The organism is Algoriphagus algorifonticola (assembly GCF_007655305.1).
GTDB classification, from domain to species: Bacteria; Bacteroidota; Bacteroidia; order Cytophagales; family Cyclobacteriaceae; genus Algoriphagus; species Algoriphagus algorifonticola.
Genome location: NZ_VLOG01000053.1, coordinates 35642 through 54753, shown reverse-complemented (window position 1 = coordinate 54753; position 19112 = coordinate 35642). Strand labels below are relative to the sequence as shown.

Annotated in this window: 22 protein-coding genes, 1 tRNA gene and 1 pseudogene; 4 read left to right on the top strand and 20 right to left on the bottom strand. The window is 42.2% G+C overall.

The window, feature by feature from the left end:
• Positions 1-242 precede the first annotated feature (242 nt).
• Positions 243-1256, top strand: coding sequence for a threonine aldolase family protein (locus FL972_RS14385; protein WP_144606318.1), 1014 nt, complete (start codon positions 243-245; stop codon positions 1254-1256).
• A gap of 208 nt (positions 1257-1464) precedes the next feature.
• Here FL972_RS14385 and FL972_RS14380 read toward each other — a convergent pair whose 3' ends face one another.
• Together FL972_RS14380 and FL972_RS14375 are read right to left on the bottom strand one after the other, a co-directional pair.
• Positions 1465-1719: a Txe/YoeB family addiction module toxin gene (locus tag FL972_RS14380; RefSeq protein ID WP_106567542.1), complete on the bottom strand. Its 255-nt coding sequence runs from the start codon at positions 1717-1719 to the stop codon at positions 1465-1467.
• 17 nt (positions 1720-1736) lie between these two features.
• Positions 1737-1988 carry a type II toxin-antitoxin system Phd/YefM family antitoxin gene (locus FL972_RS14375; RefSeq protein WP_144606316.1) on the bottom strand — a complete coding sequence of 84 codons (252 nt, stop codon included), beginning with the start codon at positions 1986-1988 and terminating at the stop codon, positions 1737-1739.
• 146 nt (positions 1989-2134) lie between these two features.
• Here FL972_RS14375 and FL972_RS14370 point away from each other — a divergent pair, with 146 nt between their 5' ends.
• Both FL972_RS14370 and FL972_RS14365 read left to right on the top strand, forming a co-directional pair.
• Positions 2135-3400, top strand: a complete 1266-nt coding sequence (locus FL972_RS14370) for a replication-associated recombination protein A (RefSeq protein WP_144606314.1) — start codon at positions 2135-2137, stop codon at positions 3398-3400.
• Between the two features lie 221 nt (positions 3401-3621).
• A complete protein-coding gene (locus tag FL972_RS14365) occupies positions 3622-3945 on the top strand; it encodes a GxxExxY protein (protein ID WP_250161360.1) in 324 nt (107 codons plus the stop codon).
• 208 nt (positions 3946-4153) lie between these two features.
• On the opposite strand, the gene FL972_RS14360 is transcribed toward FL972_RS14365, so the two are convergent.
• The 10 genes from FL972_RS14360 to FL972_RS14315 form a co-directional block, all read right to left on the bottom strand.
• The gene (locus tag FL972_RS14360) at positions 4154-5389 is read right to left on the bottom strand and encodes a hypothetical protein (RefSeq protein ID WP_106567546.1); all 1236 of its coding nucleotides are present in this window, start codon (positions 5387-5389) and stop codon (positions 4154-4156) included.
• 166 nt (positions 5390-5555) lie between these two features.
• Entirely contained in the window at positions 5556-5954 is a 399-nt protein-coding gene (locus tag FL972_RS14355; RefSeq protein ID WP_242617423.1) for a transposase, read from the bottom strand.
• 47 nt (positions 5955-6001) lie between these two features.
• Complete coding sequence (locus FL972_RS14350; protein ID WP_144606312.1) at positions 6002-6580, bottom strand: YceI family protein; 579 nt, start codon at positions 6578-6580, stop codon at positions 6002-6004.
• A gap of 11 nt (positions 6581-6591) precedes the next feature.
• Positions 6592-7623 (bottom strand): alcohol dehydrogenase AdhP, encoded by a 1032-nt coding sequence (gene adhP / locus FL972_RS14345; protein ID WP_144606310.1) that lies wholly within the window; start codon positions 7621-7623, stop codon positions 6592-6594.
• 909 nt (positions 7624-8532) lie between these two features.
• On the bottom strand, positions 8533-8745 hold the full coding sequence (locus FL972_RS14340; protein WP_073094976.1) for a GDCCVxC domain-containing (seleno)protein: 213 nt from the start codon (positions 8743-8745) through the stop codon (positions 8533-8535).
• Positions 8746-9345 carry a mercuric transport protein MerTP gene (merTP, locus tag FL972_RS14335; protein ID WP_144606308.1) on the bottom strand — a complete coding sequence of 200 codons (600 nt, stop codon included), beginning with the start codon at positions 9343-9345 and terminating at the stop codon, positions 8746-8748.
• Between the two features lie 42 nt (positions 9346-9387).
• Positions 9388-9591: a hypothetical protein gene (locus FL972_RS14330; RefSeq protein ID WP_144606306.1), complete on the bottom strand. Its 204-nt coding sequence runs from the start codon at positions 9589-9591 to the stop codon at positions 9388-9390.
• Between the two features lie 34 nt (positions 9592-9625).
• Positions 9626-10015 (bottom strand): metal-sensing transcriptional repressor, encoded by a 390-nt coding sequence (locus tag FL972_RS14325; RefSeq protein ID WP_144606304.1) that lies wholly within the window; start codon positions 10013-10015, stop codon positions 9626-9628.
• Positions 10012-10380 carry an ArsR/SmtB family transcription factor gene (locus FL972_RS14320; RefSeq protein WP_222116042.1) on the bottom strand — a complete coding sequence of 123 codons (369 nt, stop codon included), beginning with the start codon at positions 10378-10380 and terminating at the stop codon, positions 10012-10014. The genes FL972_RS14325 and FL972_RS14320 overlap by 4 nt, the downstream gene beginning before the upstream one ends.
• 77 nt (positions 10381-10457) lie before the next feature.
• Complete coding sequence (locus FL972_RS14315; RefSeq protein WP_144606300.1) at positions 10458-11705, bottom strand: site-specific integrase; 1248 nt, start codon at positions 11703-11705, stop codon at positions 10458-10460.
• A 531-nt stretch (positions 11706-12236) separates the two neighbouring features.
• On the opposite strand from FL972_RS14315, the gene FL972_RS14310 reads away from it, so the two are divergent.
• Positions 12237-13010 carry an SDR family NAD(P)-dependent oxidoreductase gene (locus tag FL972_RS14310; RefSeq protein WP_144606298.1) on the top strand — a complete coding sequence of 258 codons (774 nt, stop codon included), beginning with the start codon at positions 12237-12239 and terminating at the stop codon, positions 13008-13010.
• Positions 13011-13198: 188 nt separating this feature from the next.
• Here the strand turns inward: FL972_RS14310 and FL972_RS14305 are convergent.
• From FL972_RS14305 to FL972_RS14270, 8 genes and pseudogenes are all read right to left on the bottom strand, one after another.
• Positions 13199-13294: pseudogene (locus tag FL972_RS14305) on the bottom strand (Y-family DNA polymerase); the annotation flags it as partial.
• Positions 13295-13304: 10 nt separating this feature from the next.
• On the bottom strand, positions 13305-13820 hold the full coding sequence (locus FL972_RS14300) for a LexA family protein (RefSeq protein ID WP_144606296.1): 516 nt from the start codon (positions 13818-13820) through the stop codon (positions 13305-13307).
• Between the two features lie 168 nt (positions 13821-13988).
• Positions 13989-15014 (bottom strand): toprim domain-containing protein, encoded by a 1026-nt coding sequence (locus FL972_RS14295; protein ID WP_186300122.1) that lies wholly within the window; start codon positions 15012-15014, stop codon positions 13989-13991.
• Between the two features lie 192 nt (positions 15015-15206).
• Positions 15207-16229: an AAA family ATPase gene (locus FL972_RS14290; RefSeq protein WP_144606291.1), complete on the bottom strand. Its 1023-nt coding sequence runs from the start codon at positions 16227-16229 to the stop codon at positions 15207-15209.
• Between the two features lie 287 nt (positions 16230-16516).
• A complete protein-coding gene (locus tag FL972_RS14285) occupies positions 16517-16819 on the bottom strand; it encodes a hypothetical protein (protein WP_077353327.1) in 303 nt (100 codons plus the stop codon).
• A 70-nt stretch (positions 16820-16889) separates the two neighbouring features.
• Positions 16890-17585, bottom strand: a complete 696-nt coding sequence (locus FL972_RS14280) for a hypothetical protein (protein ID WP_144606289.1) — start codon at positions 17583-17585, stop codon at positions 16890-16892.
• 2 nt (positions 17586-17587) lie between these two features.
• A complete protein-coding gene (locus FL972_RS14275) occupies positions 17588-18844 on the bottom strand; it encodes a tyrosine-type recombinase/integrase (RefSeq protein WP_144606287.1) in 1257 nt (418 codons plus the stop codon).
• 171 nt (positions 18845-19015) lie between these two features.
• Positions 19016-19088: transfer RNA gene (locus FL972_RS14270), tRNA-Met, on the bottom strand.
• Between the last annotated feature and the right edge of the window lie 24 nt (positions 19089-19112).

Here is a 19112-nt window from a genome sequence, read left to right as displayed (position 1 = left end):
GGCCAGGTTGCAGCGCGTGGAAAAGCCGGATTTCGAAAGTGTGATTTCGGAAATAATTAAGGATAAAGGAAGATGGAAAGCGAGAGATCAGGTTTAAGTGTGGTTTCGAATGGCGGTCGACGGGAAGCTCCAGATCTCAAATCTTGCATCTTATGTCTTATGTCTAAGATTTTTAGTCTTTATATTTACCATTTGCGGAAAAGTCTAGCATCTCGCTTCTCGCATCTAATCTCTTAAAAAATATGATAATCGATCTACGTTCAGATACCGTGACCAAGCCTACCAAGGGCATGTTGGAGGCCATGTGGTCTGCCCAAGTGGGCGATGATGTCTTTGGAGAAGACCCAACCGTCAATGCTTTAGAACAAAAGTTGGCGGAAATGTTCGGGATGGAGGCCGGGCTTTTCTGCCCCTCTGGCACCATGACCAATCAGATAGCGGTCAAGTTGCATACCGGCCCGCAAAAGGAAGTTATCTGCCACAAGTATTCCCATATTTACCTCTATGAGGCTGGAGGTATCATGGCCAATGCCCATGCATCTGTTAAACTTTTGGAGGGGGTGTATGGAAAGATTACTGCCCAGGATGTGGCTGACAATATCAGTCCCGATGATGTGCATGCCTGTGAGACATCACTTGTATCTCTGGAAAATACGATGAATAAGGGAGGGGGAAGTATTTATACCTTGGAGGAAGTGAAGCCGATCAAAACCCTTTGTGATCAACATGGGATCAAACTCCACTTGGATGGCGCCAGGCTGTTCAACTCCTTGGTGGTGACCGGTGAAAGCCCCAAAGACTGGGGTGTCCAGTTTGACACCATTTCCATCTGTCTGAGCAAAGGTTTAGGCTGTCCGATTGGATCAGTGCTGTTAGGGACAAAAGCCGATATCAAGAGGGCAAGAAAAATCAGGAAGTCCTTTGGAGGAGGAATGAGACAGGCTGGTTACTTAGCTGCAGCTGCTATCTATGCCCTTGACCATCATGTGGATCGTCTGACTGAAGACCATGCCAGGTCGAAGGTCATTGGTCAAATGTTGGAAAAGCATCACCTCGTATCAGAGGTTTTTCCAGTGATGACCAATATCGTGATTGCGAGATTGCAGGGCATCAGTCCGGAAGATTTTCTTTCCAAACTGGCCGACAAAGGCATCAAAGCCGTGAAGTTCGGCAAAGACCAGGTCCGTTTTGTGACGCATCTGGATTTCAATGATGAAATGCTAGAGTTATTCGGGGAGAGGATAAAGGAGATATAGTAGAAATCGGAGCGTAGCGCAGATCCCGAGAGCTTTAGCGATTCGGGATAGGCCTCGAAAAATGTATAGTTGATATTGGTTGATATTTATTTCATGATATTGGATATTAGTCTCAAAATCAATATCCATGAATATCTAATCAACCTTGTAGCATAAGGCTTTCACATAGTGTTTATATTTTGTTTATGCAGATTTCAAATCATACTTCCTAATAGTGATACCGGCATTGAAGGATATAAATTGAGTCATGCTCGACTCTATAAACCAACCTGTGTTCTAGATTGATCCTTCGTGACCACCAACCTGAAAGGTTATGTTTGTGGGGTTCTGGTTTTCCTGTCCCCTCAAATGGTGTTCTTATGGATTCTTTGATCAACTCATTGATTTTTTTGAGGGTTTTTCTGTCATGCTGTTGCCAAAAAAGATAATCTTCCCATCCGGTGCTTAAAAAAATGATTTTCATGGTGAAAGAGATACTTATTATTCAAAAAGATTTTTTTCTTCTCCCAAGCCTTTTTCAAATTCTTCTATTCCTCTCAAAAGTCGCTCAGCGTTTTTAGGGCTCTTTAACAAATAAAATGTTTCCTGCATGCTCTCATAGTCCGTCTTGGACATTACCACTACGTCTTCGCCATTGGCCCTTGTAACAAAAAGTGGAGACCTGTCATGGAATACTTTATCCAAAAAGCTTTTGAGATGTTGCCTGAAATTTGAGTAAGTTGTGATTTCCATGATTGTTCTTTTTTACAAATTTAAGCAATTTGACTTATTGTACAAAAAGCTGTACAAATTAGTAGCTTGCTGTTTTCTAATTTTATGGATAGTCTTTCCAATTACCGTCTTATTACTAATTTGCATCTTCAAAATTTCCAGGACAAATGATCGACAGCACCCCTTTGGCAGAACGTATGCGGCCTTCCCGATTGGAAGAGCTGATAGGACAGGAACACCTGACGGCCCCAACGGCATTTTTGTACAAAGCCATCAAGTCAGGGAATGTGCCTTCCCTGATCTTTTGGGGACCTCCCGGGGTGGGTAAAACTACCATCGCCAACATCATTGCCAATGAGATCAAAGTTCCTTTCTACACCCTGAGTGCCATAAGTTCAGGAGTCAAGGATATCAGGGAAGTCATCGATAAAGCCAAGTACCAAAGGGGAGCCGTACTCTTCATCGATGAAATCCACCGCTTCAACAAATCCCAGCAGGACGCGCTCTTGGGGGCTGTAGAAAAAGGTGTCATCCGCCTGATCGGAGCCACCACCGAAAACCCATCCTTTGAAGTCAATGCCGCCCTGCTTTCCAGGTGTCAGGTCTATACCCTGAATTCCTTGAGTAAGCATGAACTTGAGTCCATGTTGCAGCAGGCGATGGAAAAGGATGTGGAGTTGAAGAAAAAGCGTATCGAACTCCAGGAAACAGAAGCTCTGCTTCGGATGTCAGGAGGGGATGGAAGGAAGCTGCTCAATTTGTTTGAAATAGTCATCAATGGAATCAACGAGGATCCATGTGTGATCACCAATGAAAAGGTGGTACAGATCGCTCTGCAGAAAATTGCTCTTTACGATAAATCCGGAGAGCAGCATTACGACATCATCTCTGCCTTTATCAAGTCTATCCGGGGCTCTGACCCCAATGCTGCGGTATATTGGTTAGCAAGGATGATAGAAGGAGGGGAGGATGTCAAATTCATCGCCAGGAGATTGGTTATATTGGCTTCCGAAGATATAGGCAATGCCAACCCAAATGCCCTTTTGTTGGCGACCAACTGCTTTGAAGCGGTGAAAATGATCGGCTATCCCGAATCGAGAATTATCCTTTCCCAGTGTGTAACTTATTTGGCTTCTTCTGCCAAGAGTAATGCGGCTTACATGGCCATCAATCGGGCCCAGGCTTTGGTCAAGGAAACGGGAGATCTTCCTGTTCCCCTACACCTGCGCAATGCCCCCACGAAACTGATGAAGGACCTGAATTACGGAAAGGAATACAAATATGCCCATGATTATGAACAGAATTTTGTGGCGCAGGAATTTTTGCCAGAGGAAATCAAAAACACCAAACTTTATGAGCCCGGGAACAATGCCCGGGAAAATGAATTGAGGAGGTTTTTGAAGGATAGGTGGAAGGGGAAGTATGGGTATTAAGTGGGATTTTCACTAATTAGGAGTTAAGGCTTTAAAGAATTTCATTAAGGTTTTTTTAAATAATTAATATGCAGAAAAGTCGTACCTAACGGTAAATTGGATTTTTAATAGACATCACTTACCAGAGAAAATCTTGCCTTGGAAACTTATCCGATTATATCCAATTAGGGTTTTTAAGATGTGTGAAATTAGGATAACTTTATTTTGAAGTTGCTTTAGATATGAATAAAAAGGAGATTACTCAACTGTCTTATGATGTGCTAGGCTGCGCAATTAATGTCCATAAAGAAGTCGGTCCGGGTCTTTTGGAAAGTGTTTACCAAAAATGCCTAACCCATGAATTGAGATCAAAGGGCTTTGAGGTTATGCAACAAGTGAAAGCACCATTGTTCTATAAAAATCTTAAGCTTGAAGTTGAATTGAGGGCAGACATAATAGTCAATGAATCAATCATCGTTGAGCTTAAGACAGTTGATTGTCTCTTGGCTGTTCACGAAGCCCAATTATTGACTTATATGCGGCTTTTGAAAATCCCACAAGGTTAATTGATGAATTTTTATTCAGACAATCTTTCAAAAAATACTATCCCCATGGTAAATGAATATTTTAGAGCATTGCCTGAATAAGAACTTAATGAAGGCCTTTCTGCCTTAAATCCTTAATGATTCAAATAAACACTTCAATTCATTTTTTTTAAAAAAAACTTTTCCGAATTCCGTCTTTCGAAATCCAACTTCACCTTTTTTTCACCAATTAGAATGACCTGAACTCCTCGATCTTTTCTATCTTTTGCCTCAGGTCGCTGATATTGATACTGTCTTTGATGCCGTTGTCCCGGGTAGATTTTTTGTCTTTCAGGTTTTTGCTGATGCGTTCATAAACCTGTTTGGGGGTCTCTTCAGTACCACCTGCCTTTCTTCCTTTGATGATGCCATTGTTATTTGCCAGATCAAGAGCTTCAAGTACCCTGGTATGGTAGCTATCTGCAATTTCGAAGAAATTGTCATAGTACATGATAAACCTCTTTGACAAGTCAGCCAAGGTACCCATGTGGGTGCTGAAGTTTTTTAACTCAGTTTCGCGTTGGAGCAAATTTGAGTAATTGATTTCACCCCTATTGTTTTTATACCTATTCTCAATCCTAGTCAGATAAAGTTGCACATAATCATAGGAAAAACCGTTTAGAACACGGTTAAAATAAGCATCGATGGTTTCGTTATTGAATCTATCAGGGACTTGGTAACCTAACTTTGGAGCTTCTTTTTTAAGCCTTGACATCAATTCCAGCTGAAGGTTTTCAAGAAGTAAAATCCTATCGTTATAGGAGGACTGATTGGCTGCATTGGCTTTGTCTAAGGCAGCGAAATAGGTGAGGTACTTGTTCAGTTCTGTTTCAAATCGGTTCAATTTCTGGAAATCCGGTTTCTTTTCGGTCATCAGGGAACTGTATGCAACATTCAAAAGGGAATTGGAAGCGGATACAGCTTGAGAAACAAATGGGATTCCGGCAGCGATCGGACTGGCAATAACGGAATTGGTGATTTCCAGAAAGCGGTCCATCTTGGACTTGCTCTCAAATATTCCAATTCTTTTTACGGATTCCATGATTACTTCCTCAAATGAAAAACCCAATGGCCCTCCTTCAATGGATCCCAACGAATTGATGAAACCCTGATAATCCTGATCCGTCATCCTGGACTTTAGATTGATGATGTCATCACTAAGTTTTTTATAGATTTGGGTCGAATGAAGAATGCTTGATTTTAGGTTGGTCCATCTTGTCTCATCTGAAATATTTTTGTCACGGATCAGGTCATTCAAAGCCATGTTGGTGATTTCCAAGCTGCCTGATAGATTTTCATTGTAGTTTTTAAGCGTTTCAATTTCTTTTTCAAGCCGTTTGATTTTCAAAGAATCGGCTTCAATTTGTGAAAATGAAGCATGGATGAAGGCGATTATCAATCCTGCTGTCAAAATTACCTTTTTCATAGGTTATAGGGGGATTAAGCTTTTTTGTTGCAATCACAAAAATCAAGCAAGAATTTTAATTTTTTACAGACTGCCTTCAATTATTTTTATTTATTTAAGGACAATGCTGTCCTAAATAATTTTTTCTTCTCTAAGAATATTAGCTTAGAGGTAATTGTGAAGTGATTTATTTATAATCTGGAAAAAGAACCCCCTGTGGGTTATATTTTGGGGGTTTGTCATGATCTTCAAAAGGTCTGTCCAGCCAATTTTGCAATTCAATTTTGACGAAAATATTCAATCTGATAAATGCTACTAGATTTGACAGATGCCATCCGTATTTTGCGGATGCTTTCATTGCTTTTAACAGTAAAATTGTAATCAAGGCAGTCCATATCTGTATCATTACTGCGTTTTTTGAAGTTCCAATGAATGTCTTAATGTGGAGTAGCTGCTTAATATCCCTGAAAAAAACTTCAATTTCCCACCTTGATTTATAAAGGTCTCCGATTGTCTGTGCTGCCCAGGTGAAGTTGTTGGTGATGATTTCTATGGTCTGTTGGTTTTTCTCGTCCCAGACTGCCACTCTTCTGAGTTTTTTAGGTATTTCTCGTTTTCATTTTGTTTGAATTTTTAATTGTTTGATTGTTTAAAAAAGGTTTCGAAAGAAATCTTCAGGTCATTTCCTGTCTTTATGGTACCAAATACTGCTGTTGGCGGATCCATATTGAACTGACTGAAAGTCACGGGCAGGCTTCCTTTGAAGCGAATGTTTTTTCCAGAAACCCGATAGTCTACCTTGAACTCAACTGGCCTGGTAGTACCGGCAATGGTGAGCCTGCCACCGGCAAAGATGGTGAGGTCATCCACCTGTGCCCTGGTCAGTTCAAAGTGGATGTTGGGATGTTGCTTCGCTTTCAGCGCCTTATAGGCATTTTCGTCCATCCCACTTTTGCCGCTTTTCAACGTATTTACCGGTATGCTTACCGACAAGGACGCTATTTCCTTGATCCGCTCACCGCTCAGCGTAATACTTGCCGAACCCTCCGATTTTTCAGAAACCATCTCCCAATCATGTAGAGTGGAGGTTCCTGTTACCTTTAAAGATTGACTGCCCATCAGCTCATAGTGCTGTTGTGCAGTTGCCGGTAGGGAAAGCGCCACTCCTGCTAAAAGCAGGATATAAGTTTTTATTTTTATGAATCGTTTCATTGTTAGGTGGGTTAATGACCAATATCCAGCACCATACGGCCTTCTATCTGTCCCTTTTTCATTTGATCAAAGATTAGGTTGATATCCTCCAGCGGAGCGGATTTTACCGTGGTGGTTACCTTTCCTTCCATTGCAAAGTCGATAGCTTCCTGCAGGTCTTTCCTGCTGCCAACAATGGAGCCACGCACCGTATAGCGATTCAATACGGTTTCAAAAATGGGCAGGTCAAAGCTACCTGGAGGAAGTCCATTCATTACCAGCGTTCCTTTTCTGCGTAGCAGGTCCAGTGCCTGCCGGAAAGCCACCGGTGACACAGCCGTGACCAACACGCCATGAACACCACCCGTTTCTTTCCGGGCATTCATCACTTCATCGGGATTTTTACCGTTGACCACTCTATCAGCTCCAAGCTTTTTGGCCAGGTTCAATTTGTCATCTGACACATCCACTGCAAGCACATGCAAACCCATGGCTTTTGCGTATTGCACTGCCACATGACCCAGGCCACCTATGCCTGAAATGGCCACCCACTGTCCTGGTCGCACTTCGGTTTCTTTTAGGCCTTTATACACCGTTACACCCGCACATAAAATAGGGGCCATTTGCACAAAGTCTATGGCTCCGCTGAACCGCCCTACATAATTGGGATCTGCCAATACGTATTCCGCATAGCCGCCATCTACGCTGTAGCCTCCGTTTACCTGCGACTCGCACAGTGTTTCCCAACCTGTAATGCAATGCTCGCAATGACCGCAGGCACTGTAGAGCCAGGGAACACCCACTATATCACCTTCTTTGGTGTTTTTTACATTGGAGCCCACAGCCGCCACATAGCCAATGCCTTCATGGCCAGGAATGAGCGGCAACCTGGGCTTGACAGGCCAGTCGCCATCAGCTGCATGCAAATCCGTATGGCATACTCCTGATGCCATTACCTGCACCAGGATTTGGTTTTCATTTGGGGCCTTTACAGGTATCTCTTCAATTTTAAGCGGTTGGCCAAACTCTGTGACCACAGCCGCTTTCATGGTTTTTGGTAACATGGTTATTTATTTAAATGAATACTTTCTAACATTGACACATCAGTCAAATTGACATTTAGTCTGTTCCTTTCGCATCCTGCGTTTGGTTGTAGACCGCCAACCGAACGAATCCAAATAGCGCCAAACGCCTGCAAATTTATTGGCTCAACAAGCCTGATCTTTTACGTAATTTTCTTGGTGTTCCATTTTGAAGTTTAAAATTTAAAATCATCTACATTATTGAATATCAACTATTTAATTGTGATAAATTCAAGCTATCTCACATTTTGAATAGCGTTCGTTCAGGAAATTATAGTCTGTATATCCGTTTTTCACAGAACCATTTCCGACATTGCCCGAAGGTTTTGTACCGGGCAACTAACTGATAATCAGATGTCAGCTAAAGAAGAAATGACTGGAACAGGATAGAGCGATACCGCCCTGACCAGCCGGGGGGAGCCTTTTTAGGAGTTGTGTAGTTTCTTGACTCGAAAAATTGTGTAGAAGGCAAATGGAACGATGGCTGAGCCAATGCCGCTGGTGAAGAAGCAATGACCGGAATGTCAGAATGAGGTGTCCTGAAATCATCGAGAGAGAAGATGGTTTCCTGATCCTCACAACCATCACAAGGGTTGCTGTGATCGTCACAGCATGGTTCGTGGTGTTTTAGAAAAATCTCGAATCTGATCAGTTCGCCCCCGCAAAAGTGTTGAAACACTGCCATCCCTTTGCCAGGGAGAAGCATTACAATGAGCAGGACGATATATAAGTTGCGCTTCATGAGCCTTTTAATGTAAAATGCCATTCATTGAAAGGGAATCTATTTAGTATCCACTTCAATATGACTCAAAAGTACGCAACGGTTATTGAGAGGGCTATGACATTGCACATGTCAAAACATGATGTATGTCACATAAAGCATTGTCTACGCTAGCAACATGCTTGATCAGAATCCAATTGTACTGGTGGACAAGGTGCTGAGCCATAGGAGCAATACACGCAACAATCCCCTTCCTTTGGTTTTAGCACCTGGTGGCAGTTTTCACATTCATAGAAATACTGACAGGCGTCAGTCGGCATAGTTTCTTCTTTCTGATGTCCGCAGTTGGGGCAAGTGATGGTAGATTCTAAGATGATTTCCATTTATTTCTCTGTTTTATTGGTCACTGAATATCCGGTTGAGTTGATGGCTTGTTCAATTTCAAGGACGTCCGTTTTGGATTTATCAAATTCTACGATGGCATTGCCCTGGTCGTAGGAGGCGGTTACATTCAGGATGCCGCTGAGCTTATTTACTTCATGCACTACATGCGCTGCGCACCCCTGACAAGTCATGCCTTTGATTTGAAAATTTACGGTCTGAATGTCTGACTTATCAACGATGATCACTTGCTTTTCAGATTTAGGGTAGAAAATGTGAGCATAAAGCGGGAACGCCAACATCAGGGCAGCAAAGACCGTGATTATTGAAAGGAACTTTTTTGTTTGCCAAAAGGAGGGCTGAAGGTCCTCCTCACAGGCACATTCTTTTTCCTTTTTGGCCTTTGGTTTGAGTTTCTGATACCAGGCAAAGCCTAATACAACCACTGTGATGCCGACAAAAAAAGGCCTTGCCGGATCGAGCCATGAGAAAGTGGACGCAATCCCGCTTGCACCGGCCACTAATGCAAGCACCGGGCTGATGCAGCAAAGGGAGCTTACTAAAGCGGCTAAAAGGCCGCTGGTTAAAAGGGAATTTTTCATATACTTAATTTTCAAAAAAAGAAGGGCTCTGCGCCCTCCCAGTTACTTTTTCTTACAGCAGGCGGGTACTTCCGCCACTTTCATGTCATAAGGACATTCAGGAGTGCCTGCCAAAGGGCAGGTAACTTTTGGACAATCTGGAGTACCTTCCAAAGGACAAGCTTTTGGAGATGAGTTGATCCCGTAAGCAAGGCCACCAATTGCGAGAATACCCGCTGTGGCGAAAATCATGAGTTTACTTTTCATATCAATCTATTTTAATGAAACATCTCTCCAAAGGTCAGTCACGGGGGGAGGGGGTGTCCAAACGTTCGGATAAAAATTTCTTCAATTCTTCTTCCACCATGCGGGCTTCTCGTAGTTTTTCAGGCACTTCTTCGAGTCTAAGCTCTGGAAATAGTTTTCTCAGCTTTTCTATTGTTTCTTCATTACCACAGTTACCAGGGCAGCTCTGGTAAGCTGACGAGATCCTTTCTGCTAGTGCTTTCCTGTAGGCATCATCCAATAACTCGTAAGTAGTCTTAGCAAGCATGGATTGCACAGCTTTTAGCTGCAAAAGGATATTTTCAACCTGGTCCGCATCATCTAATTTGCTAAGGATGTATCCCAGTTGACCAGTTGCTGTTTTTAAGGAAACTTTTATGCTTTGGGTGAGAACATGGGGTATCATAGGGCTGGAATTGAATTTGGGAGATTAAACAAATCGAGCACTGATGAAATGATTCGCTGACTTTGCGCTTCTACTGAATAGAATATGGTTTGTCCGGATTTTTTGGTCGTCACGATCCCAGCATCCTTCAGCTTTTTCAGATGTTGGGAGACGGCCGGCACGGTCATGCCCAAGATGTCTGATAAGTCGCACGGACAAAGTTCATTTTCCTGTTTCAAGAGGTACAGGATTTTGAGGCGAACAGCATTACCGGCTAGATTCAGTACATCCGCCAGTTCTAAAAAGCCTTCCTCTTTGCTTTTCAAGTCTTCCCTGCACCTATTGATCTGGTCGCTATCGGCAAAGACACGGATACATGTATTCATAACTTCGTATTTAAGCATTTGCTTAACAAAGCTAAGGAATTAAATGTATTTAAGCAAACACTTAAATAGAAAAAGGGCTATTTCGCCCTTCTCATCAATTTTGGTGCTGCCAGCTTCTCCCGGAGAGTGTGCATGTCTTCACTTACCTTCTTCTCCACCACTTTTGCGTAAACCTGGGTAGTGGTGATTTTTGAATGACCAAGCATCTTGCTCACAGTTTCCAAAGGCACACCATTGCAAAGGGTAACAGTGGTAGCAAATGTATGTCTGGCCAGGTGAAAGGTGAGGTTCTTTTCAATTCCGCAGAGGTCGGCAATTTCTTTCAAGTAGGAGTTCAGCTTTTGGTTAGAAATCATTGGAAATACCGATCCTTTCTGCAGTGCCCTTGGATGGGTCTTGTATTTCTCTATTATTTCCCAGGCTTTGGGAAGGATAGGAACCCTTACTGGCTGGTCAGTCTTTTGCCTGCAGGTGGAAAGCCAGTATTCCCCATCAATGCCAATCGTAATATTGGATGGTGTCAGGTTCATTGCATCGATGTAGGCCAGCCCGGTATAACAGCTAAATACAAACAGATCCCTTACCCACTGCAAACGCACAATTTTGAAGTCTTTGTTTTCTACTGCCTCCAACTCTTCGTGATTGAGGAAATCCCTATCCACTCGGTGAAATTTGAGCTGGTACTTATCAAATGGCTCCCTGCTCACCCATTCCATTTTTACAGCCATAGTCACCATCTTCCGGAAACGCTCCAGGTGCTTCATCACTCCATTATTGCCAAGTGGTTTCTGGTGGTCTTTGGGTTTGTAATTGCGGAGGTAGAATTCAAAATCGGTGATGAACTTATAGGAGAGCTCGGATAGAAACATGTCGGTAGTACCAAACCGCTCTTTCAAAAATCTGTGGATGTACTTCTGAGTGGTGAAGTAGTTTTTCATCGTGCCCCAAGTCAGTGTATCCCTCATAGCCTGGTTGTGATAATCCACCAGCTTGCATAAGGTGAAGTCCTTTTGGTCTGTACCCAGGAACATGCTTTTGATGGCATCTGCAGTGATCAATCGCTTTTGTACCTGCATCTCCTGATAGCATTCCATGATACGGGCCTGAACCTCATCCAAATAATGATTGAGCGATTTGATTTCTTCCCGGCTGCCCTTGGCCATGCCTTTGCTGCCATTCCAGTCGCTTGGTTTGATCCAGCGCTTCAATGATATTTCAACTCTGCGGCCATCAACGGTGACCCTGGCATAGATTGGGAGTAGGCCATCTTTGGCCTTGTTCGTTCTTGTGATGAACTGAACTCCGAAGGTGTTTGTAGTTCTCATGACAATTCAGCTTTTGAGTGTTTGTGTTAAAATGATTCCTCTCGTGGTGAACTGCTTCCACAAGGTCACTCAAACAGACCTAAAGCAGTTCAAAATACTCAATGCAACTATCTGTTTTACAGCTATTTGCATCAATCTAGTGAACTAAAATAAACTATTCATTTGGTTCACCGGATAGGTCTCATTTTTGCTGAAATTGTCTAAATCGAACTGATACATAAAAAATAAAAAAGCCCGCAAATCGTAAGATTTGCAGGCTTTTGGGTTCTGATGAACCTTTGTTGTCGGGGGAGATGGAATCGAACCCATAGGCAACGGTGATTATGTTGTTTCGTGTTGGATAGGCCTGATTTATTATTTGGATAAAGCGGGGAATATGCAAATGCTGATTGACACCCGTGAACAAAAGAAAAGTTCGGCTGACATTGGATACGATCCCATCCAGCGAATAGTATATGTCCCGACCCTTTTTGGAAAATCAGTGGTCGCATATAAGCTTAGGTAATTTTAAATACTCGGAAAAATCTATCAATGAAAAGACAAGTCAACTATAATTTTGAAGGTGCAGTTGCTTTGGTAACAGGAGCAGCACAGGGAATGGGGCTTGCTACTGCAAAAGCATTTGCCCGTGCTGGCGCCTCCGTAGTCCTCGCTGATGTCAGTACAAAAGGCTTGCAACTTGCGAAAGAGGAAATTGCCAAAATCGGTGCGAAAGTACTCACCGTTCAATGCGATGTATCGGATGAGATACAAGTGAAAGCACTGATTGATGAAACAGTAACAACCTTTGGCAGACTGGATGCTGCCTATAATAACGCCGGGATCAACACCGTAGGTATTCCCAGCGCAGACGTTTCCATGGCTGACTACAATCGTATTGTTTCCATCAACCTAAACGGTGTTTGGTATTGTATGCAGCATGAGCTGCGCTGGATGATAAAACAAGGATCAGGAACCATCGTGAATTGTTCATCAATTGGCGGTATGGTTGGTGCTCAGGGCAGAGCTCCCTATAGCGCAACCAAGCATGGTATAGTGGGACTTACCCAAAGTGCCGCATTGGATTATGCCAGTCAGGGAATACGGGTGAATGCGGTCTCTCCCGGAATGATTGACACGCCAATGGCGGATGTAGTCACCGGTGGCCATCGTGACATGTTGGGAGAAATGGTCAAGGCCGTACCCATGGGAAAACTTGGTATCGCCGAGGATATTGCTAACGCAGTCCTGTGGCTATGCAGTGATGGCTCCAACTATATAACAGGTCAGGTTGTTGCTGTGGATGGAGGATTTTTAGCCCAGTAGTAAGCCCCTATCCTTTGCCTAAGTTACCGTCGCCGCCCTTCCGGTCTGCGTAGCCCGGTGGTGTTATGCGCCGGACTTGATAACAAATACCTTACTATCCGCCTGTTCCGAAGCAGAGACGGAAGCTACGAAAAGAATGGAAATCAGAAGAAACCGGAATGCAGGGATCATCGGGTAGATAAACGGGTTCCGTCATTGTTGCTCAGGACAACTACCGGCTTGCCGACGAGATCGGGCCGATAGACCCGCTCGCAGGAGGCGTAAAAGTTGTTCCAATCGACCACAGGGCGTACATCAAAAGGACTTTATGACATAGGATGCTACACCCCAGATTTCAAACTGGTTGTGGGCTCCTACCCGAATGAGCGAGTAGGCATCATTCTCCGGAATGAGCCACAGCTCTGTCCCTCTCTTTTCGATCCGCTTGCCGGTAAACTCACCATCCAAAAAGACCACGACATTCTTGTTGTTCTTCGGAGAGACACTCCGGTCGATGATCATCAGATCTCCGTCTTCGATACCGGCGTTCTTGAGGGACTGTCCTTTGACCTTTCCGAAAAAAGTAGCTGAGGGATTTCGGATCAGGTGCTTGTTGAGATCAATCTTCAGTTCCTCAAAATCCCTGGCCGGAGAGGGAAAACCGGCACTGATCCCTGCAGAGAAATACGGAATCTCCAGAGCGAGGTCAGCCTCAGCCCGGTAAAGATCAAATACATTGTTTTGTGAATAATCATAGTAATAGCTCCCAATCCCAGAATCCAAAGCTACCTGAATAACATTCCAAAGCAAGGGCAGGACTATAAATGTCATTTTTTTAAAATTTTTATGTTTATTAAATGAACATTTTCGTCTAAAAATCTGGGTTTAGTCTTAAAAAATGAGCCCGCCAAGTTCCGCCAGCAGGCTCAATCTGTTAAGTTTAAATCAGAAAGTGCGTTTTGTCTTCAATACTAAAATATTCAACTTAAAACGCTAAAATCAAGTAAAGCCGTTTTTAATACTTGCTACCAGAAATTCATTAACATCCTCAAAATCGCTATAATGGATTCTTTGATCGGAAACACTTGTTTGGATCTTCCAAATTTTCTTCGCCTCTGAGGAAATGATCTTCAAGTCGGTAAACAGTTTACAAATTTTGTTCCGATATCCTCTCAAAGACTTCAAATCCCAGTCGGTACCCAATCCATTTTGGAGGGAGTATTGGTACAACTGAGCAATCTTAATAAATCCGTTGGTGTAAGCTTCCCCAGTAGCGTCGTTATCCAAGTAGAGCTCTACTTTCTGCCTTTCCTTTAAAATATCAAGCATTAGCCGCATACTTAGATTGGCCGTACTGTTTAAAATGATGGCTTTGAAATCAGTCTCTCCGGAAAGCTTCAGATAACTCAGAAAGTCAAACCAGCCTTCAAAAACTTTGATGGATTTAACGGCCCCAAGGACTTGAATCGAAATTCCGCCTCCCAAAATATTACCCTTGAAAATAGAGGATCGGAGTACCCAACCGCCCGATTTATTCGGAAAACCAACTGCGAAATATCGCTTGCCCTTGTTCTGCCAATGAACCTCTTTACCAAAAGGAGCAATATCCTGAAGATCAATCCCCCTGCCTCGAATGTATTGGATAAGTGCATCGTGGCTGATCTCGGAAACTTTCTCCACCACTATCTTTGGACCGATCTCTGGTTTTTGTCTGGGAAGAAATTCTCTAACCGGAACAGTACCGGAGAGGCTTTCCACTGACTCGAAGAAGGTTTTGTTTTCAAATTCCTGCACTGCTGCGATTACGTCTCCGCCCTTTCCTGCAGCATGATCATACCACACATTTGCTTTGTCATCCACGGCTATAGAGCCAGTTCGCTGATCCAAAAAGCCGAAAAAAGATTCTTTGCCGTGGATTCCTTCGTATTTCAGAAGCCCAGATCTTACCAGGCTATGGAAATAATCAAGCACAGGAAATTCCATTTTGATCTTGGCAGCTGCTTGTTTTACTTCAGAGTAGTTCATAATATTTACATTTTTATATAAATACATCTATACATAAATAATGCATCTTATTGACTTAAAGAGGCCTTATCTTTCCTTTTGTCGTGAATTGTCAGATTACCTGCAAAAAGAAAAAGAGGGGTAGTGGTAAGAGGAATTCGTACGATTCGCACACCTCGTACCCCTCGTACAGTTCGATTTTTACGATCGGTGCTACTCGTCTAACTCAAGTTGCTTGAGCCATTTCCTTACAGCTCCCTCTGACACTCCGAGTTCCTGAGCTATCTTCACATTGGTATGGCCTTCATTTTTGAGTTCCAAGGCTTTGGTCTTCAGTTGAGATTTATCGACCGGATTCAACTGCTTTAAATGATCTGACTCTTTCCCAAACTGGAGGAAGCGAAACGAACTGAAATTGGAGTCTTTACCGATTTTACAGACCAGGACATTTTCCGAGGGATATTTAAAAGCACCATACCTGACTTTTATCTGCTTCAGGTATTTAATGGAGGGGTCTTTTTGACTTTCACCTACAGCGAAACAAGAATCAATCAGGTTGATAAAGCTCTTACTACCTTGGATATCGTTTCTACTGATCGGAGCAAACAGGTTCCTTTTTGGAGTATGGGCAATGAGCAAAATCGACCACCCGTGAATCTTCTTCAGATTGTTTAGCCTGATTAAAAAAGGAGTGGTATTCCTTGCCTTCTCATTATCTGAAATCACACAAGACAGATTATCGATGACGAGGATTTTTGCACCGGACTTGGAGGCCTGAACCTCGATCTCTTTAAAAAGAAAGCTTTCATACTCTTCAAAAGCCTCATCAAATCCATATGGATTGATTTCTGCTCTCAGAAAAAGGTCACTGAATTCGAAATGATCAAAAAGGATATCCCTTTCCTTATCGTATTGAGCATATCTCATTTCAAATTGCTTGGCAGTCAGTTCCAGGTCAAAGTAGATGACTTTAGACGCTTTAAGCTCCATCTCCAATCCCAGGGTTGGCACTCCTTTGGATACACTATCGATTATTTGTACGGCAAGCAAAGACTTACCTTGATTGGTATCAGCGAAGAGTATACAAAGCTCTTCCTCATACCAAAACGGACCAAAGATCTTTTTTGGAATAGGTTTGGTCTTGGCTTCATCCATCCATTCATTGGCGGATTTGATGATTAGAAAGTCACCGGAATAGTGATTGTTTGAGTTTGTATTTTCAATTGATGGGATCATGATTTTAACAATAAGATTAGGTCTAGCATTTTGGAGTAAATGCTACATTTCATTTTTAGGAAAACTTTAAGGATTAGACTGAAAGAAAATCAGCCAACAGCCAGTAAGTGGCGAAGAGATTTGTAAGGACTAAAAAAGTCGAAAGAGCTGCCTGACCTAGGTTGACAATGATCAAAAGATTGGCCATCTTAGTGCATGTTTTTAATTTTCTGAGGGTTAAAAGCAATCTAAGGAACTGCCATTTGAGCATTTTCAACAAAAGGAAAGGACGAACATCCTTTCCTTTTTTAGTTCTCAAACTCTCCTGCAAAAAATCTATCCACTTCTCTTTGGTGAATAAATCGTCGCTTGCCACGGTACATAGAGCGAAACTCCTGTCCTTTAGATTCAGAAACTGATTCCATTTTTGAAATGGAATAGTGGGACTTTACTCCCGTTGCCTCCATGAATTCTTGAAGGGACAACCATTCATCTTTGACGGATTTACTGGCTGGATGAATGCTTGAGATTTTCTCCTCTAGATTCTTGAATTTCTCTTCCAGCCATTTTTGGCTAACAGCCGCAAACGGAATAAAAGTGTCTTGATTCATATTGATTTGAGTTTGATTTACTCAAATATATAGAAAAAATATAAATCGGTCACTGGTGACCGATTTTTTTTTATTGATTCAAATCAATTGGATTGAGTCTATAATAATGACTCATTTCGGAATCGAATCGATCATCCATCCATTTTTTCAAACCTGCGATATTCTGATCCCCATCAATTATCGCCATCCTAAATTGAAGCCTATTTACCTCCGGCCAATTCAATGATTTATAAATCCTGAAAAAATCGAATACCCGTCTGACTTCTTCAATCTCCATGCATTGCTGAAAAAGAGCTAGATCAAGATGCTTTAAACCAGACAAAAATCGGGTAGGACCGGCAGCATCTAACAAATCAATCAAGTCTTGATCAATTTCTGCAAGAATCTCTATCAATTCCTTTTCCTCAAAAACTTGATCAAAATAATCAATGACTCTCTCTAAGGCAGTATTCTCGAAGACCTCATTTACCACCATAGAAGGTGTAAACTCAACACCCAAGACATCTTCAAAATAGTCTCTAAGCAGCTCAATATGCTTAACTTCCTCTTCAATCAGACTGATCACATCTCTATTGAAATTGCTTAGGATCGAGGAATCACCACCATTTTCATTGACAAATCGTATTCCCAGCCTCGATGCAAATTTGGTTTTCGCATTCTTGTACCTTACCATGACATATAAAGGAAAGCTAGCAGCAGATTTTCCAATCTTCTCCAATTCCTTGCCGTGGTAATGTTTGATTGCCAGTTTTGTTTTCTTTTGCATACTTATCGCTGAATGAAGGAAAGGATTCTATTGTACGTTTCCACGGTTCTTCTTTCGGTGTAATATTTCTTAAGAACCGAGCCGGGCGAATGCCCAAATATCATTCTTATATCGTTATCATCCATCCCTAGTCGGTCAGTCCAGGTTCCAAAGGTCTTTCTACCTACCTTATTGGAAAGCACATCCGGGAATTTTATTTTCTCTGCAAGGACCTTCAGGTTCTGATTAAACTTTTGCTCTGAAATAGCCACGCCTGCAGGAAAAAGGTAATCTCCACCTTCTTGAAAATACTTTTTGACGATACGTTTTGCGGTATCATTGAGAGGGATCCAAAATTCTTCCCCGTTCTTTTTTCTCTCCCCCTGAAGCACCATGTGTTCAGGGTTTTCTTTAAGCAAGTTCCAATCAAACCCATTTTCTGATCGGATTGCGATCAAATCATTATAGTACAATGCTGTGTTGCACAGCAAAAGAAAAAGATCCCTTGTGATTTCAAGCCTACGCTCCTCAGGAGAAAATTTCATTTCAGACAGCAGTTCATACTGCTTATCATTAACGTAAATGATTTTATCAGGTCGTTTGGTTGACTCGACATCCAGTCTTTCAAAAATTCGTTTCTTAAAAAGAATCCCATACTGGTCACAATACTCCCGATAGATTACCTTCAGACGATCCACATATTTGGCAACCGTGGTGTCGGAATTAATATCTGTTGAATCACTCCGCAAGAAATCAATAAACCCCAAAACAAAAGCCTCATCTAAATCGGCCATCACAGCTTGGCTTTTATAGCTATCGACCAAATTCTTTAAGGTCACGTATACTTTTCTCGTTCCTTCTGCCTTTTTTGAGGAAGCTCCAAAATTGAGTGAATAATCGATATAGGCAGCAATTTTATCACTTGCCCCAGGAGCAACTGTCCCATTGACACCTTTTATTCTTTTGCCTTGGTGTTTTACCAGATATATGTTCTTCAGTTTATCAGAAGTAAGAACCTCACTCCGCTTATAATAATCCTGGATGATTTCTTTGAGATGATGAATTTCCCTTGCAATTACACGATTATGAAAATCCGCGTACAGGTATTGGCTGTTGACCCATTTTAATGGTTTTCCCGACCAAGCATTTTTTGGAATCTTTTCAAGGTTGAGATTAATGTAGTGTCTTCCTTTTCGATTAATGCACAAATAAATCGCTTCCCCATCTGGTGACTTTTTACTTTTCGGATTCAAAACCGCTGAAATTTTGAAATCTATCATGGTTCAAAATACCAAAAAAAATCAAGGCGGACAAGAAGGGGGACAAATTGGGGGACAAAAAGGGGGACAAAATCATTAGAATTTATCAGAATCAAATAGATTTGAAATAGTTCTAAATGCCTGAAAAACAAAAAACTCCGAACAATTTTGACATTGTTCGGAGTTGAGAAGTAGCGGGAACAGGACTCGAACCTGTGACCTTCGGGTTATGAGCCCGACGAGCTACCAACTGCTCCATCCCGCGATATATTTTTAAGCTTGAAAGCTT